General features: G+C 66.2%; 16 protein-coding genes, 1 tRNA gene and 1 pseudogene. 10 read left to right on the plus strand and 8 right to left on the minus strand.

The features are described 5' to 3' along the window. Positions 1 to 21: 21 nt before the first annotated feature. The 3 genes from AC1DRO_RS18465 to AC1DRO_RS18475 all read right to left on the minus strand — a co-directional run bounded on the left by AC1DRO_RS18465 (position 22) and on the right by AC1DRO_RS18475 (position 1,492). Positions 22 to 1,182: a N(5)-(carboxyethyl)ornithine synthase gene (locus tag AC1DRO_RS18465; RefSeq protein ID WP_476951946.1), complete on the minus strand. Its 1,161-nt coding sequence runs from the start codon at positions 1,180 to 1,182 to the stop codon at positions 22 to 24. Continuing rightward, on the minus strand, positions 1,179 to 1,328 hold the full coding sequence (locus tag AC1DRO_RS18470) for a hypothetical protein (RefSeq protein WP_018774018.1): 150 nt from the start codon (positions 1,326 to 1,328) through the stop codon (positions 1,179 to 1,181). The genes AC1DRO_RS18465 and AC1DRO_RS18470 overlap by 4 nt, the downstream gene beginning before the upstream one ends. Before the next feature lie 90 nt (positions 1,329 to 1,418). Further along, positions 1,419 to 1,492 (minus strand) — tRNA-Gly (locus AC1DRO_RS18475). A gap of 425 nt (positions 1,493 to 1,917) precedes the next feature. On the opposite strand from AC1DRO_RS18475, the gene AC1DRO_RS18480 reads away from it, so the two are divergent. The 4 genes and pseudogenes from AC1DRO_RS18480 to dcd all read left to right on the plus strand — a co-directional run bounded on the left by AC1DRO_RS18480 (position 1,918) and on the right by dcd (position 5,318). Beyond that, the gene (locus AC1DRO_RS18480; protein WP_476951947.1) at positions 1,918 to 2,376 is read left to right on the plus strand and encodes an SRPBCC family protein; all 459 of its coding nucleotides are present in this window, start codon (positions 1,918 to 1,920) and stop codon (positions 2,374 to 2,376) included. Between the two features lie 424 nt (positions 2,377 to 2,800). Then, entirely contained in the window at positions 2,801 to 4,378 is a 1,578-nt protein-coding gene (locus AC1DRO_RS18485) for a sugar transferase (protein ID WP_476951948.1), read from the plus strand. A 25-nt stretch (positions 4,379 to 4,403) separates the two neighbouring features. Beyond that, positions 4,404 to 4,522, plus strand: a pseudogene (locus AC1DRO_RS18490) (adenylyltransferase/cytidyltransferase family protein); the annotation flags it as partial. 220 nt (positions 4,523 to 4,742) lie between these two features. Then, on the plus strand, positions 4,743 to 5,318 hold the full coding sequence (dcd, locus tag AC1DRO_RS18495; protein WP_026538211.1) for a dCTP deaminase: 576 nt from the start codon (positions 4,743 to 4,745) through the stop codon (positions 5,316 to 5,318). A 93-nt stretch (positions 5,319 to 5,411) separates the two neighbouring features. On the opposite strand, the gene AC1DRO_RS18500 is transcribed toward dcd, so the two are convergent. From AC1DRO_RS18500 to AC1DRO_RS18510, 3 genes are read right to left on the minus strand one after another with little or no spacing between them, the layout of a single operon-like run. After that, positions 5,412 to 6,608 carry a cation:proton antiporter gene (locus tag AC1DRO_RS18500; RefSeq protein WP_028275381.1) on the minus strand — a complete coding sequence of 399 codons (1,197 nt, stop codon included), beginning with the start codon at positions 6,606 to 6,608 and terminating at the stop codon, positions 5,412 to 5,414. Positions 6,609 to 6,613: 5 nt separating this feature from the next. Further along, on the minus strand, positions 6,614 to 7,096 hold the full coding sequence (locus tag AC1DRO_RS18505; RefSeq protein WP_018774037.1) for a cation:proton antiporter regulatory subunit: 483 nt from the start codon (positions 7,094 to 7,096) through the stop codon (positions 6,614 to 6,616). A gap of 38 nt (positions 7,097 to 7,134) precedes the next feature. Then, positions 7,135 to 8,535 (minus strand): MFS transporter, encoded by a 1,401-nt coding sequence (locus AC1DRO_RS18510; RefSeq protein ID WP_476951949.1) that lies wholly within the window; start codon positions 8,533 to 8,535, stop codon positions 7,135 to 7,137. 225 nt (positions 8,536 to 8,760) lie between these two features. Here AC1DRO_RS18510 and AC1DRO_RS18515 point away from each other — a divergent pair, with 225 nt between their 5' ends. The 6 genes from AC1DRO_RS18515 to mnhG are packed head-to-tail and all read left to right on the plus strand — an operon-like array spanning position 8,761 to position 15,156. Next, positions 8,761 to 11,817 carry a Na+/H+ antiporter subunit A gene (locus AC1DRO_RS18515; RefSeq protein WP_476951950.1) on the plus strand — a complete coding sequence of 1,019 codons (3,057 nt, stop codon included), beginning with the start codon at positions 8,761 to 8,763 and terminating at the stop codon, positions 11,815 to 11,817. After that, on the plus strand, positions 11,814 to 12,335 hold the full coding sequence (locus tag AC1DRO_RS18520) for a Na(+)/H(+) antiporter subunit C (RefSeq protein WP_230009245.1): 522 nt from the start codon (positions 11,814 to 11,816) through the stop codon (positions 12,333 to 12,335). Before AC1DRO_RS18515 ends, AC1DRO_RS18520 begins: the two co-directional genes overlap by 4 nt. After that, positions 12,332 to 13,960 carry a Na+/H+ antiporter subunit D gene (locus AC1DRO_RS18525; RefSeq protein WP_476951951.1) on the plus strand — a complete coding sequence of 543 codons (1,629 nt, stop codon included), beginning with the start codon at positions 12,332 to 12,334 and terminating at the stop codon, positions 13,958 to 13,960. Before AC1DRO_RS18520 ends, AC1DRO_RS18525 begins: the two co-directional genes overlap by 4 nt. Then, entirely contained in the window at positions 13,957 to 14,502 is a 546-nt protein-coding gene (locus AC1DRO_RS18530) for a Na+/H+ antiporter subunit E (RefSeq protein WP_476951952.1), read from the plus strand. Before AC1DRO_RS18525 ends, AC1DRO_RS18530 begins: the two co-directional genes overlap by 4 nt. Then, a complete protein-coding gene (locus AC1DRO_RS18535; RefSeq protein ID WP_018774043.1) occupies positions 14,499 to 14,777 on the plus strand; it encodes an MrpF/PhaF family protein in 279 nt (92 codons plus the stop codon). Before AC1DRO_RS18530 ends, AC1DRO_RS18535 begins: the two co-directional genes overlap by 4 nt. 31 nt (positions 14,778 to 14,808) lie before the next feature. After that, positions 14,809 to 15,156: a monovalent cation/H(+) antiporter subunit G gene (gene mnhG, locus AC1DRO_RS18540; protein WP_476951988.1), complete on the plus strand. Its 348-nt coding sequence runs from the start codon at positions 14,809 to 14,811 to the stop codon at positions 15,154 to 15,156. Positions 15,157 to 15,269: 113 nt separating this feature from the next. On the opposite strand, the gene AC1DRO_RS18545 is transcribed toward mnhG, so the two are convergent. Both AC1DRO_RS18545 and AC1DRO_RS18550 read right to left on the minus strand, forming a co-directional pair. Continuing rightward, the gene (locus AC1DRO_RS18545) at positions 15,270 to 15,533 is read right to left on the minus strand and encodes a DUF4235 domain-containing protein (RefSeq protein ID WP_223915203.1); all 264 of its coding nucleotides are present in this window, start codon (positions 15,531 to 15,533) and stop codon (positions 15,270 to 15,272) included. A 39-nt stretch (positions 15,534 to 15,572) separates the two neighbouring features. Continuing rightward, complete coding sequence (locus AC1DRO_RS18550) at positions 15,573 to 16,118, minus strand: heme-degrading domain-containing protein (protein WP_476951953.1); 546 nt, start codon at positions 16,116 to 16,118, stop codon at positions 15,573 to 15,575. Positions 16,119 to 16,266 lie beyond the last annotated feature (148 nt).

The following is a 16,266-nucleotide window of genomic DNA, read 5'->3' on the forward strand; positions in this document are numbered from 1 at the left end:
CCGGGAGGCGTGCAACAACCCCTAGAGCGACAAGGGGCGGTGCGGGAACTCTGCCTCCCGCTGCTGGAACTGCAGCACATCCGGGTTCAGGACCACGCCGTCGCGGATTTCCATCGCGCGGCGGATGGTCTCGTTTCCCGCCCAGGCCTCGGGGCCGGACACCACGGTCTCGAGGAACGGCAGCAGCGCCTCGCTGATTTCCCAGCTGGCGGAATTCCACAGATAGGACGGACTGTGGTCCACGGCGTAGTAGTCGATGTGGTCACCCACTTTGAACATCGGCTCGGCGAAGGTGGTGGTTTTCGCCCAGCTGAAGCCCATGCCCTCGTCGCAGGAGACGTCCACGATCAGGCTGCCGGGCCGGAAGGCGGCCAGGTCCCCGGTGCGCAGGTAGGTCAGCGGCGCGTTGGGGTCCTGCAGCGTGCAGTTGACCACGATGTCGCTCGCGGCCAGGAACGGCGCCAGCGGCACGCGCCCGCGCTCGGTGATGACCTCGCTCAGGAACGGCGCCTCGCTGTCATGGTCGAACTGCGCGATGCGGACCGAGTGGATGGGAGAGCCAACAGCGGCAACACCGCGGTTGGTCAGCACCTGCACGTCATGGACACCGTGGGCATTCAGCGCCGTCACGGCGCCGCGGGCGGTGGCCCCGAAGCCGATCACGACTGCGCTCAACCGGCGGCCGTAGTCTCCGGTGGAACCGGTCAGCGCCAGGGCATGCAGCACGGAACAGTAGCCTGCGAGCTCGTTGTTCTTGTGGAAGACGTGCAGGCCGAAGCCGCCGTCGCTGGCCCAGTGGTTCATGGCCTCGAAGGCGATCAGCGTGAGTTTCTTGTCGATCGCCAGCTGGGTGATGGCCCGGTCCTGGACGCAGTGCGGCCAGCCCCAAAGGACCTGCCCGTCCCGGAGCTCGGCCAAGTCCTCGGGCTGCGGCTTGGGCAGGAGGACGACGTCGGCTTCCGCCAGCAGTTGCTGCCGCGGCGCGATGCGCCCCACGAGGGGTGCGAGCTCGGCGTCGGACCGGCCGAAGCGCTCGCCGTAGCCTTCCTCGAGGATCAACCGGTCCCGGATCTCCGGCGCGATGCGGTCCAGGTGCAGGGGGTGGATCGGGAGGCGCCGCTCGTCCGGTTTGCGTGTGCCGGCGAGGATGCCGAGCGTGAGGTAATTCGGTGAACGGGTCACTTCTTTTTGGGGCTCGCCGTCTTTGCGGCGGTCACTTTATCGAGGGAGCTGGCCGGCGCTGATGCGGCCCTCTTGTCAGCGCGCTTTTCCTTAATGGATTTGCCGGATTTTTTGGATGCTGCTTGACGGGGGGATTTGTCAGCCATGATTGCTCCTGTAGCGGAACCGAAGAGGTTCCTGACTTCCGACGATACAGGTAGCAACCTAATAGGAGCCCGGGATGCTGCGGGGGCAATTGGAGCGGCTGACGGGAATCGAACCCGCGTATCAAGCTTGGGAAGCTAGCGCTCTACCATTGAGCTACAGCCGCAGTGGGACCAGTCAGAGTGCTGGACTTCGCCCCGGGGAACAACGAGCTTTACCTTACCTCAGTCGTGGGCGTTCTCCGAACAGGTCATGCGGTCGAAGTCATGGGTCGCCCGCTCCTCTGTTTGCCACAGATGGCCGCCAAACCGCTGCGCAGAGGGGCTATCTCCGTCAAACGGCGGGCTGGACATCCTCATGTCCACATACATGTGGCTGGGCACCGACCTCGACTTTGAGGCGTCCAAGTTCTTCGTCGAGGACACCGAGCACGGTCATGTAGCAGCACACAGTCCGGGAGCCCATAACGCTTCGGTAAAGGCCCGTCCCGGAGCCGAGCGGTGCGGGCCTCGCTGTCTATCCTGAATTGGTTAGCTGCAGTTCGGGGGAGGCGGGCTACGCCCATTTGCCGTTCGCCGAGCAAGGATTTTTGTGGCATTCGCAGAGTACGACGTCGTCATCCACTGTGACGCAATGAGCGTGTACAACTTCCTCCTGGACCCGGGCCACCTGCCGCTTTGGCGTGACGGGGTCCGGAGCGTGGAACTGCTCTCCGGCGCCGCAGGCGCCAAGGGTGCCGTGTACCAGCAGACGATCGCCGGACCGGGCGGCAGGCCCGTGGCCGCGGACTTCGAAATCATCGAAGCCCGGACGGGGGCGGAGATTCAGTACCAGGTCATCGTCGGCCCGGTCCGGCCGCGCGGCGGCTACTACCTGAGCACGGAGGGTCGCAGCACCCGCGTCCGGTTCGCTTTGAACTGTGAGCCCAGGGGATTCGTGATCCGCATGACCAGCCCGTTCCGCCAGCGAATGAAGGCCGAGGTTGGCCAGCTTGAGCGGCTCAAGTCCCTCCTCGAAGATATGCCCGCTACGGAATGGACGGGCCGGTGAAGTTGCACCGCCCACTGCCGGCCTCGGCCACCTGAATTTCCACCCGGCCGACATTATGCTTCGAAGTGCTGTCGGTGAGCGTTATCCGTGCGCGCAGAATGTCGGCCGGAATTCGAGCCGTGGAATGGGTGGGTCTATCTCGAATTCGGGTAGCAAAGCAGGTAGTCAGCCCGTGGCGGCGAACAGGACGAGTGGTCTACAAACTCAAGAGGAGTAGGGCACACTCGTGTGCAGCAGAAGGCCATCGAATTTACTTGGGGAGACCACAGACAACCAAGTCGCTAGAAGGTCTCACCATGTATGACGAGAAGTTGATGGTCCTGCGCCCTTTCTTACCAACTGGCAGGCTTTCTCACGCCGAATTTGCCGGGAAGGCAGCGATTCCAAGGGATTCTGCACCTGGTCTCGGTAGAAGGCAGCGGCCATGAGTGAGCTCAAGCAGCGCCGACGCACACAAACTCCGATTCCAAAGGCGGGTCAAGCCCGCGTTCCGCTACGCACGCAACCATCCGCGAAGCCCCAACATTCGGTGTGGGACGACGCATCTCGACATAACATCGCAGCTCCAAGGAGCGCGGCCACCTTACGATGGAAGGGTTTCGTTAACCGTCTTCGAATCACGGATGCGGCGGCGATTGCCGTATCGGTGGCCTCGGCATACGTGGTCCGGTTCCGTTCCGATACCAAAGCTGATCGTCAATGGGACTTTGAAACGAAATATCTCGTGGTCTCGGTATTGCTTCTCGTGGCCTGGGTCGCTGTCTTGGAGATTTACCGCACCCGCGACAGCCGGACTTTTGGTGTTGGCGCCGCCGAATACAAGCGGGTCATCCAAGCCACCCTCAAGCTGTTCGGTGCACTTGCGATAGCGATGGTTTTCATTCAGTTTGATGTGGCGCGAGGCTACTTCGCGATTGCTCTGCCACTGGGTCTGCTGCTGCTCACGGGAGACCGCTGGCTTTGGCGCAGGTGGCTGAATCAGCAGCGGTCCCGGGGTACGTACGTCTCTCGAGTCATTGTTATCGGAGAGTCAACTGACGTCGAGTACGTTATCAACCAGATCCAGAAGAACCCGACCGCGGGGTACCAAGTTTCCGGTGTCGCGCTTCCGACGCTGGAGAAGTCCATGGAACTGCGGCCTCCCTGGTACCGCATCCCCGTCCTGTCAACCCTGGCCGACGTCTCGCGGATGGTTGAAGTGGTCGGTGCGGATGCAGTCATCGTCGCGGGACCTGTCCACGGCGGTAGCACCTACATCAGGGAACTCGGATGGAAGCTTGAAGCCACGGGGACGGAACTGGTCCTGGCCTCGGGCTTGACCAACGTTGCGGGTCCGCGAATTCACTGGCGTCCGGTCGATGGGTTGCCGCTTGTGCACGTTGAGCTTCCGCAGTACGCCGGCGGAAAGCATGTTCTCAAACGTGCGGTGGACATCTCCGTAGCCTCCGTGGCGTTGCTGGTTTTGTCGCCGCTCCTGTTCGCGTTGGCTTTCATCGTCAAACGCGGCAGTGAGGGCCCCGTCCTCTTCCGCCAGGTACGGGCGGGCAGGAACGGGATTCCCTTTCACATGCTGAAGTTCCGGTCGATGGTCCAGACTGCTGAAAGCGATTTGGAGTCGCTCCGCGAGCTTAACGAGGGTTCCGGGCTGCTGTTCAAGATCCGCAACGATCCGCGGGTCACCAAGTGCGGGCGCTGGATGCGCAAGTACTCCTTGGACGAGCTGCCGCAGTTCTGGAATGTCTTGACCGGCGAAATGAGCTTGGTAGGGCCTAGGCCACCGCTGCCCGCGGAAGTTGAAGGGTACGAGAAGTTCACCAACCGTCGGCTGCTCATAAAGCCAGGAATTACGGGATTGTGGCAGATAAACGGCCGTTCCACCCTCCCGTGGGACGAGAGTATCCGCTTGGATCTTTATTACGTGGAGAACTGGTCGCTCACGGGCGACCTGATCATTATGTGGAGAACATTCAGAGCCATGCGCAGCCCAGTCGGCGCGTATTGATGCGCGTATTGATGAAGGAGACGTCCTGGTCACTCGAATTGGATACGCAGCGGGGCCTTCGATCTATTCCACGCCGGCCACCTCAATTTTCTCTGTGATTTCCTGGTCGCCGGTGCCGTTGCGGATGGAATGCTGATCGAGGCAATGGGGCCGTGCGCCGGTTCCCCTAAGTCGTCAGTCAAATAGTCTGTCGCGAAAAGGGCTAACCGTACCGGTCTGATACCGGACCCCGTTTTTCGTAGTCGCCAAGTCTGGGCCCTGGAGCCGCCGTGAACGCCGTCGGGCCGGCGTGTGGACGCGGTTCCGTGACAGTAGCTCCACACTGTGCGGTCCATCCAATGGGGAGTGCGGTATTTTTGAACCTGTGCTGATCTCTGACCGCGACATTCGAACCGAAATTGACTCCCAGCGGATTGTCCTCGAGCCCTTCGACCCCGACATGGTCCAGCCGTCCTCGGTGGACGTCAGGATCGACAAGTTCTTCCGGCTGTTCGACAACCACAAATACGCCCACATTGACCCGGCCGAGGAGCAGCCCGAGCTGACCCGACTGGTGGAAGTTGAGTCCGGCGAGCCGTTCATCCTGCACCCGGGGGAGTTCGTCCTTGGCTCCACGTACGAGACCGTGACGCTGCCGGATGACATCGCGGCCCGCCTCGAGGGCAAGTCCTCGCTCGGCCGGCTCGGCCTGCTGACGCACTCGACGGCGGGTTTCATCGATCCCGGATTCTCCGGCCACGTCACGCTGGAACTGTCCAACATGGCCACGCTGCCCATCAAGCTCTGGCCCGGCATGAAGATCGGCCAGCTGTGCTTTTTCCGGCTGTCCTCGGCCGCGGAGCACCCGTACGGTTCGGGGGAATACGGCAACCGCTACCAGGGCCAGCGCGGGCCCACGGCCAGCCGCAGCCACCTGAATTTCCACCTCACCAACATCTAGGCGGGACGGCTGCCAGGCCGGACGGCCGCGCCAGGCAGCCAAGCCAGCCTCCCGGCCAGGCAGCAAGCGCGCTGTGTCGCAGGGGCGGCAGCGTTACGCCGGGCCCGAGGTCCGGAACGCGGGCCGCCGTGCGGGACGGCGCAGGAGCCGGACCAGCGGCTCCACGAAGCGGGCGGCCAGCGGCCCCACGATCGCCATGATCAGAACGTAGGCGGTGGCGAGGGCTGCCAGATCCGCGGGCACCACGCCGGAGGCAACGGCCAGGCCGGCGATGACAATCGAGAACTCGCCGCGTGCGATCAGGGCCGCGCCCGCGCGGTAGCGGCCGGGAATGCCAATCCCGGCCCGCTTGGCCGCCCAGTACCCGGTGACCACCTTGGTGGCTGCCGTCACCAGGGCCAGCAGCAGGGCCCAGCCCAGGACCGGGGGGATGGACCGGGGGTCGGTGTTGAGGCCAAAAACCACAAAGAAGATGGCCGCGAAGAGGTCACGGAGCGGTTCCAGGACGCGGGTGGCGCTGTGGGCCGTGGCGCCGGAAATCGCGATGCCGAGCATGAAGGCGCCCACTGCCGCGGAAACCTGCATGGCGGCTGCGAGCCCCGCGACCAGAAGTGCCGCGCCCAGCAGGTTGAGCAGGAAAACCTCGGAGTTTTCGCTGTGCACGGCCTTGGACACGTGGTGTCCGTGCCGCAGGGCCACCACCAGGACCAGGCTGACGACGGCCAGGGAGATCCCCACCGTCTGCAGCCCCAGCAGGATGCTGACGCCGGCGAGCGTGGCGGTCAGGACCGGCAGGTACACGGCCATAGCGAGGTCCTCGAACACCAGGATGGACAGGACAACCGGGGTTTCCCGGTTGCCGATGCGGCCAAGATCCGTGATGACCTTGGCGGCGATCCCGGAGGATGAAATGTAGGTGACGCCGCCCATCACCATGGCCCCCACGACGCCCCATCCCAGCATCACCGCGAGCCCGGCACCGGGCAGGAAATTGAGCAGCAGGTCCAGGACGCCGGCCTGCCAGGACCGACGCAGGCCGGTGACGAGCTCGGACGCCGTATATTCCAGCCCAAGCATAAGCAGCAGGAGAATCACGCCGATCTCGCCGGACAGGTGCGCAAACTCGTGCATGCCTTCGAGCTTGACCAGGCCCCCGGCCCCGAAGAACAGCCCGCCCACCAGATAGAGCGGGATGGGGGACATGCCGATCCGCCCGGCCAATCTGGCCAGCAGGCCGAGGCAGAAGACGACGGCCCCCAGCTCGATCAGGGTCAGCGCGAGCGGATCCATCCGGCTTATCCGTTGCGCAGGATGCCGGCCGCCGTGTCCAGGCCTTCTTGCGTACCCACCGCAACGAGAAGGTCACCGGGGTGAAGGACGACGTCGGGTCCCGGGGAGGGCAGGACCTCGCCTTCGCGCATGATGGCCACGATCGAGACCCCGCTGCGGGTCCGGATGCACGCCTTCCCCATCGGCTGGTTCTGGAAGGGTGACTCAGCGCTGATCGAAAACTGGCGCGTGACGATACCCGGGATTTCCCGGTGGGCTTCCGAGAGCTGCATGGCGATGCGCTGGCCGCCCAGGAGGTTGCCCAGGGCGGCGGCCTCATCCGCAGTCAGCGGGACAGAGGCCTGGCAGGTGTCAGGATCGTCCCAGGTCGAGACGATGAGTTCCGTCTGGCCCTCGCGGTATTCGACAACGCCGATCCGGCGTCCGGAGGCAGTCATGAAGTCCTTGCGCCGGCCGAGGCCGGGGAGGTCCGTCTCATCCACGTTCATACCCTCAGCCTAGTGCGCGAACCGGTGATTCGGCCGCCTCAGGACTCGGGGACCACCGCGATTTCGGTCTGGTCGGGGGCCTTGACCGGCAGGAGCACGAGCAGGCCCACGAGCAGCACCACCATGATGCCGAGGATGCCCCAGCGCTGGGCCTGGCCCTCCGCTACGAAGGGTGCGGCGACGGCGATGCACAGCGTGAACAGCGCGGGGGCGAGGAAGCTTACGGCCCGGCCCGTGGTGGCGTAGAGGCCGAAGAGCTCGCCGGATTCGCCGTGCGGGGCGAGCCTGGCGAGGTAGGCGCGGGAGGACGACTGGGCCGGCCCCACGAAGAGGCACAGCAGCAGGCCGAAGACCCAGAACGTGGTGGTCCCGGTCCAGGCCATGCCAAAGAACTTGTAACTGCCGGTGCCGAGGACCAGGATCGCGGTACCCGCGACCAGCAGGCCGGCGAGGGACGCGATAATCACAGTCTTCGGCCCGATCCTGTCATCCAGGAAGCCGCCGAGGATGGCGCCGGCGGCCGCCACGACATTTCCGAAGATCGCGAAGAAGATGACGTCCTTGAGCTCGAAGCCAAAGGTGCCGGCCGCGATCACCCCGCCGAAGGTGAAGACAGCTGCCAGCCCGTCCCGGAAGATGGCGCTCGCGAGGAGGAAGTAGATAGTGTGCGGGCTGGTTCGGTAGATCGCCTTGATGCGCCGGACGAGCAGGCCGTAGGAGGCGAGGAACCCCAGCCCGGCTCCCCGGTCCGAGCGCGGCAGCTCCGGGACCGCGAACAGCACGGGCAGTGCAAAGACGAGGAACCACAGGGCCGAAAACACCGCTACCAGCCGAATGTTCAGGCTGTCCGCGGTGGAGGCGCCAAACCAGTTCACGCTGGGCTGGACAAAAAGCTGGAGCACAACCAGCAGCGCCACGATGCCGCCGAGATACCCCATTCCCCAGCCGAAGCCGCTCACTTTGCCGATGTTCCGCGGGGTGGAGATCTGGGTGAGCATGGCGTTGTAGTTGACCCCGGCAAACTCGAAGAAGACGTTGCCCAGCGCTATGAGCGTGACGCCCAGGATCAGGAAGTCCGGCCGCGGGAAGACAAAGAAGCACAGCCCGGTCAGGACGACGACGGCGGCAGTGTTGACCCCCAGCCACAGCTTCCGCCGGCCGCCCGTGTCCGAGCGCTGCCCGGTGACCGGGGCCAGGAGGGCAACGGCCACGCCGGCGACGGCCAGCGCGGCGCCCAGGACTGCCGAGGCCTGGTCCTCCCCGCCGAATGCCCTGGAGGTCAGGTAGACGGTGAAAACGAATGTTGTCATGACGGCGTTGAAGGCTGACGAACCCCAGTCCCACGAGGCCCACGCGAGGATCCGGCCCCGGTGCGGGACGGGACTTCCCGATTCCAGTTCCGAGGGGCGCATGGCCTCGGGGGCGGCGGCAGTGTTCATAGCCAGAATCGTAGCCGCCCAGGGCGTCCTCCGAGGGGGAGCGGGAGGGGTTTTTACCAGCCGGGGTTTAACCCCGGCTTCACATTTGCGTCGAATTGTTCAGCGGCCGGTGTCCCGGCCAAAAGAATTTGTACACGCTTGGTAAACTGACGGCACCGAACCTAACAAATGACCCGCCTGCTCCAACTTGCTGACAATCGACTTTCTGACGTTGCGGAGATACCAGTGATCACAGTCCTTGCCGTGCACTTTGCGGTGGCTGCTGTGGCCCCGCTGCTGTTCCGAAAGTTTGGCAGGAATTCGTTCTTCGCCCTGGCCGCGGTCCCCGCGGCCTCCTTTGTCTGGCTGCTGCTGCAGCACGACGAAGTCTATGCAGGCACAGTCTATTCAGGTTCTGACGGGGCGATTACCGAAGTCATCCCCTGGATTCCCGGACTGCAGCTCGAACTCGCGTTCCGGATGGATGCCCTGGCCTGGGTCATGTCCCTGCTGGTGCTGGGGGTGGGTGCGCTGGTGCTGGTCTATTGCGCCCGCTACTTCAAGGACAAGGACGACTACCTCGGCGGTTTCGGCGCCCAGCTCCTGGCCTTCGCCGGGGCGATGTTCGGCCTCGTTACCGCTGATGACCTTCTGCTGCTGTTCATCTTCTGGGAACTGACCACCGTGCTGTCCTACCTGCTGATCGGCTACGCCCGCACCCGGCTGTCCGCGCGGCGCTCGGCGTTGCAGGCACTCGTGGTGACCACCGCCGGCGGCCTGGCCATGCTCGTGGGGCTCATCATGCTCGGTTCGACGGCCGGAACCTACCGGATCCAGGCGATCATGGACCTGGCTCCCACCCTGGTCGCCGGCCCCGCAGGCGGGGTCGTGAACGCCGCCGTCGTCCTCATCCTGATCGGTGCGATCACCAAATCCGCCCTGGTGCCGTTCCACTTCTGGCTCCCCGGCGCAATGGCTGCCCCCACCCCCGTGAGCGCCTACCTGCACGCCGCGGCCATGGTGAAGGCCGGGATCTACCTCGTGGCCCGACTGGCTCCGGGATTCGCGGACACCGCGGCGTGGCTGCCGATCGTGCTCGGCCTGGGCCTGGCCACCATGCTGGTGGGCGGCTACCGGGCCCTCCGGCAGACAGATATCAAGCTCATCCTCGCCTACGGCACCGTGAGCCAGCTGGGCTTCATGACCATGGTGGTGGGCCTCGGCACCCCCGACGCGGCACTCGCCGGAATAGCCCTGCTCCTGGCGCACGGGCTGTTCAAGGCCACGCTCTTCCTGGTGGTGGGCATCATCGACCACCAGTCCGGGACCCGGGACATCCGCGAGCTCTCCGGCGTCTACGGATCGGCCAGGGCACTGGCGGTCGTCGCGGCGATCGGCGCGGCCTCGATGGCGGGCGTGCCCCCGCTGGCCGGCTTCGTCGCCAAGGAATCGGTGTTCGAGGCCTTCCTCCAGTACAAGTCGGAGACCGGGACCGGACCCTGGCTCCTGGCCGGTGTGGTCCTGGGCTCCATCCTGACCTTCGCCTACAGCGCCCGGTTCATGTGGGGAGCCTTCGCCCTCAAGCCCGGCGTGGAGCCCACGGCCTTCAAGCCGGTCAAACCGGCGTTCCTCGCCGCGCCGGCGATCCTGAGCCTCCTCACAATCCTTTACGGGCTGTGGCCTGCCCCCGTTGACGCCTGGATCCAGCCCTACGCGGAGCTTTTTGTGCACGGCTCCGAGGCCCCGCCCGGGCACCTGGCGCTGTGGCACGGCATCACCCCGGCCCTGGGCCTGACCGCAGTGACGTTCGTCCTGGGCCTGGCGATGTTCTACGGCCGCAACGCCGTGGCCCGGCTGCAGGCGCTGGTGCCGGGCTGGATCGACAGCGACCGTGCCTACCAGCAGACGATCGGCGCCCTGGACGACACCGCGGTATGGATCACCGGCCGGACCCAGCGAGGTTCGCTCTTCTTCTACCTGTCCGTCATCCTGACCGTGGCGTTCGTCCTGCCGCTGACGGCGCTGCTGCTGGCCAACAAACCGCTGCCGCCCGGCCTCTATGTCATCGATCCCGGCTCGCCGCTGCAGTTGGTGGCCGGCGCCGGAATCGTGATCGGGGCGCTGGCCGCGGTGCGCGCCAACAAACGGTTCCTGGCCGTCCTGATGGTGTCCGTCACCGGCTACGGGATTGCGATGATGTTCGCCCTGCAGGGAGCCCCGGACCTCGCCCTGACGCAGATGCTGGTCGAAACCATGATCCTGGTGGCGTTCGTGCTGGCCATGCGGAGCCTTCCGCCGGGGCTGCGGGACCGCACCGGCGGCAAGTACCGGGTCATCCGCGTGGTGATCGGCCTGGCATTCGGCGTCACCATGATTTTCGTGGCCATCCACGCCCTCGGCGCCCGGGTGGCGCCGCCGGTCTCCCTGCAGTTCCCGCAACTGGCCTATGAGGGCGGCGGCGGCCTCAACGTCGTCAACGTGACCCTGGTGGACATCCGGGCCTGGGACACCTTTGGCGAGATCTCGGTCCTGGCCCTGGCCGCCACCGGCGTGGCAAGCCTCATCTTCGTCCGCGGCCGCGGCGACCGCATCCGGACATCCGCGAGCGTCGCGGAAGGGACCGTGGGCCGGCGGACCGGGGCCAGGGGAAGCACCAGGGAAGACGCCGCCCTGGCGATGAACCGGCGGTTCGCTGCCGCCACTCGCGACGCCTGGCTGGTGGCCGGCCGGACCCTGGCACCCGAACGCCGCTCGATCATTTTCGAGGTGGTCACGCGCCTCATCTTCCACTCGATGATCGTGTTCTCCATCTATCTGCTCCTCGCCGGCCACAACCTGCCCGGCGGCGGCTTCGCCGGCGGCCTCACGGCCGGCCTCGCCCTCACCATCCGCTACCTGGCCGGCGGCCGCTTCGAACTGCGCGAAGCGACACCCGTCGGCGCCGGCACCCTGCTGGGGATCGGACTGGCCACGGCGGCTGCCGCCGGAATGACGCCGCTGCTGCTGGGCGGCGAAGTGTTCCAGAGCGCCATCGTGGAGCTGTGGCTGCCCGTCTTCGGCGACATCAAGTTCGTCACCTCGACCATTTTCGACATCGGTGTCTACGTCGTGGTCGTCGGACTGGCCCTGGACGTGCTGCGCAGCCTCGGCGCGGAGATCGACGAGCACTTCGAAGAACAACCCGAGACGACCGAAGAGGGGTCCGCCGAAGACCAGGACAGCGGAGGAATCCCGGCCGGTGTCCCTTCCGGGTCCGCCGACGGGTCCGCCGACGCGGAAACCACTGCCAAGGGGAGAACATGAGCGTCAACCTGACCCTGCTGACGGTCATGGGCGCCCTGTACGCCTGTGGCATCTACCTGCTCCTCGAACGCAGCCTCACCCGGGTCCTGCTGGGCCTCATGCTGCTGGCCAACGCCACGAACCTGCTGATCCTCGCCACCGGCGGCTACGCCGGGCTGGCGCCGCTCTTCGACAAGGACACCCCGGCGGGGGACTACAACGACCCCCTGCCGCAGGCCCTGATCCTGACCTCGATCGTGATCTCCTTCGCCGTCACGGCGTTCATGCTGGGCATCATCTACCGCACCTGGGTCCTGGCCCGCCAGGATGAAATCCAGGACGACGCCGAGGACCGCCGCGTCGCGGAAACGCCAAGCTTCGATGCCGAGGATGACTCCGTGATCCCGGTCGAGACTTCGGAGTTCCCGCTGGCTACGGTCATGTCCGGTGACCGCCCCGTGCGGGCCGACAAGGCCGCTTCTGAAGAGCAGCCCGGCTCCCTCAACGTTGACCCCAGCCCGGAAGGAGGCGGAGAGTGAACATCACCAGCCTTGCCCCGCTCGCCGTCGTACTCCCCATCCTGGGCGCCGCCCTGACCTTCCTGCTCATCCATCACCCGCGGGTCCAGCGCACGGTCAGCATCGCCGTGCTGACGCTGACACTGCTGCTGGAATGCTGGCTGCTGGCCTCCGTCTGGGATGGCGGGACGGCCGCGGTGAACATCGGCGGCTGGCTGCCGCCCTGGGGCGTCGTGCTGGTGGTGGACCAGTTCTCCTCCCTCATGCTCGTGGTGTCCTCGGCCGTGAGCCTTGCGGTGCTGGTCTACGCAACGGGACAGGGCATGGCCGACGGCGACCGCGACGCGCCGGTCTCGATCTTCCACCCGACCTACCTGATCCTCGTGGCCGGGGTGTCCAACGCCTTCCTCACCGGAGACCTCTTCAACCTCTACGTCGGCTTCGAGATCCTGCTGACGGCCAGCTACGTGCTCATCACCCTCGGCGGGACAGGCCCGCGCATTCGGGCCGGCGTGACCTACGTGGTGGTCTCCGTCGTGTCCTCGGTGCTGTTCCTGATCGCGATCGCCATGATCTACGGCGCCACCGGAACCATCAACATGGCGGACCTCGCCATCAAGCTCGGCGACCTCGACCAGGGCACCCGGACGCTGCTGCACGTCATGCTGCTGGTGGCCTTCGGCATCAAGGCCGCCGTCTTCCCGCTGTCCTTCTGGCTCCCTGACTCCTACCCCACCGCCCCGGCCCCGGTCACCGCGGTGTTTGCCGGGCTGCTGACCAAGGTGGGCGTCTATGCGATGGTCCGCACGGAAACGCTGCTTTTCCCGGGGGATGCGCTCAACGCCCCGCTCATGGTCGCGGCGCTGCTGACCATGGTGGTGGGCATCCTCGGCGCCCTGGCCCAAAGTGACATCAAGAGGCTCCTGTCCTTCACCCTGGTCAGCCATATTGGCTACATGGTGTTCGGCCTGGCCATGTCCACCGTGGCCGGCCTGGGCGCCGCGGTGTTCTACGTGGCCCACCACATCACTGTCCAGACCAGCCTGTTCCTGGTGACCGGCCTGATTGAACGCCGTGGCGGCAGCTCGTCCATGGACCGCGTGGCGGGACTGGCCAAGCTCTCCCCGGTCTTGGGGGTCCTGTTCTTCATTCCCGCCATGAACCTCGCCGGAATCCCGCCGTTCTCGGGTTTCCTGGGCAAGCTGGGGCTGCTTCAGGCAGGCGTGGAACTGGGGACGCCGCTGGCCTACGCCCTGGTGATCGGCGGCGTGCTGACGAGCCTGCTGACCCTGCTGGCGATTGCGAGGGTCTGGAACCGGGCGTTCTGGCGCAAGCCCGGGGACGCCGAACACCCCGATCCGGTGCTCCTGGCAGCGCCGGCCGACTCCGCCACGGGTGACCGGGCCGGCAAGACGAATGTGACCCTGCTGCCCCGCACCATGGTGGGCTCCACCCTGGGCCTGGTGGTCTTTGGCGTGGCTCTGACGGTCTTTGCCGGGCCGCTGTTCAGGGTGGCCGACCAGTCCGCCCAGGAGATGCTGGACCGGACCTCCTACATCCAGGCCGTGCTCGGCCCGGATGCGCCCGTGCCGCCGGTGCCTCCGTCGCTCCATCCGGTGCAGGTCCGGGAGGGCGGCGGGAAATGAACCGGAAAAGGATCTCGCTGCGCCAGGAACTGCCGCTGCTGGTCTGGCTCGTCTTTGTCTGGGGCGCGCTCTGGCAGAACTTCAGCCCGGGCAATCTCCTCTTCGGCGCCCTCATCGCGGTGCTCGTGGCGCGCATTTTCTATCTGCCCCCGGTGGAACTCGGCGGCCGCTTCAACGTGCTCCGCGCCGTGCCGTTCGCCCTCATCTTCCTCGGAAAAGTCGTCGCGGCAAGCTGCCAGGTCCTGTACCTGGCCGTGGTCCGCGGCCCCAACGTGGTCAGCGCGGTCGTAGCCGTGCCGCTCCGAAGCCATTCGGACCTCCTGGTCACGGCCACCGGGCACGTGATCTCGCTGATTCCCGGGTCCCTCGTGGTGGAGGTGGACAGGTCGACGTCCACGCTCTACATCCACGGCATCAACGTCCGCAATGCCGAGGACGCGGCCAAGCTGCGCAAAGAGGTCCGGGACACCGAGGCCGGGCTGATCCGGATCATGGGGACCAAAGCCGAACTTTCCGCACTGACACAGGAGACCGCCGCATGATGCAGACCGTCCTGACGGTGACCGCCGTCGTACTGTCCCTGGCCGCCGCGGGGGCGATCGTCCGGATCGCGCGGGGGCCCTCGCTGCTGGACCGGGTTCTGGCCGCCGACGTGCTGCTGGCCATCTTCGGCGCGGCCCTGTGCATCGACATGGCCGCCAACCGGCACCTGAACAACCTGATGCTGCTCGTTGCGATTTCCCTGATCGGCTTCGTCGGTTCGGTCACCGTGGCCCGGTTCGTGGCCGACAGGCGGGAGGGCGTCCGTGAATCCTGACACAGTGATCGACGCCGTCTCCGCCGTGTTCATGGTGACCGGAGCCCTGATGTCCCTCGCGGCCGCCATCGGGCTGCTGCGCTTCCCGGACCTCATGAGCAGGATGCACGCGGCCACCAAACCGCAGGTCCTCGGCCTGTTCCTGCTGCTGGCGGCCCTCGGCCTGCAGATGCGCACCTGGTCGGTGTGGCCCGTCCTGCTGGTGGCCTGGCTCTTCCAGCTGCTCACCGTGCCCGTGTCCGCCCACATGGTGGGCCGGGCCGGCTACCGGACCAAGCACCTGCACCCGGAGCTGCTGAGCTCCGACGAGCTCGAGGCGGTAGTCCAGAAGGCCGCCCAGCATGCGGCCACGCACGGAGCGGACGACGACGACCGCTGAGCCCCCGTACGGCCCGGCGGACCCGACCGGCCCGGCGGACCCGGCCGGCACATCGACGGACGCGGCCGGGGCCTTCGACTGCCGCGGTGGGCGCCGCGGCTGGTCGGGTCAGGTCAGACGACGTCCTGGGTCTTGGCGAAGCGGGTGATCGCGCGCTGGGTGCCGCGGTTGGCGAGCACCTGGATGATGGCGCTGACCGATGCGGAGATCAGGGCGAACGTCAGGGCCGAGCGCAGGGTCGTGGGAACGTCGTCCTCCTGGCCCTTGGGCGGCTTGTTGCCCGTCGACTTTTCCCACATGGTGTCCACCAGCTTGGTGCCGGCAAAGCCGGCCAGGAGGCTGACGCCGGTACCGAGCAGCTTGATGAGGATGTTCATTCTTCGGTCTCCTTGGGACGGGAACGGTTTTCCCCTAGCCTAGCGTTCCGGGGTGAGGACCATCCGCAGGGCCTCGACCACGAGTTCGTGATCCGCCTTCTGGGGCAGGCCGGAGACGGTGGCGACGGCGACGGCGCCCGTGCCGCGCACGTAGATGGGGAACGCCCCGCCGTGGGCGGCGAACTCCGACTGATCCCACCAGGCGTTGTCCTCAATCCTTCCGCCGGCGGCGCGGGCCCGGAGGCCCACCAGCAGGGACGGGACCTCGTACCGCATGGCGGTGCGCTTCTTGGCGTTGATCCAGCGCTCATTGTCCGGTGTGGCGCCGTCCAGCGCGGCGTGGAAGAGCACCTGCTCGCCTTTGGTGATGTCGACGGCGATGGGCAGCGAGCGTTGCCTGCCCAGCTCGACAAGAAGGAGCCCGAGGTCCAGGGCGTCATCCTTGCTGAACGACGCGAACTGGAGCGCCTCTATCTCGGCCAGCACGCGGCCGATGAGCACCGCCAGGGAACCCTGCGGCTGCGGCTCACTGGAGTCGGGATCGTATTCCCCGAAAGGATCTTGGGTGACCGGTGTGTGCGACAAAATATTCCAGCTTTCCGGTGGGTGACGAGGCCGCCCGCTGGCGGGTCCGGGGGTCCGGCACGACGACTCTACCAAGAGGGTTTTCCGGGCCGCCGGGACTTCCGCCGTCCGGTCCACGATTGTGACGGCACACCACTGAAAACCCGGC

This window comes from Arthrobacter sp. P4_F11, from assembly GCF_056401395.1.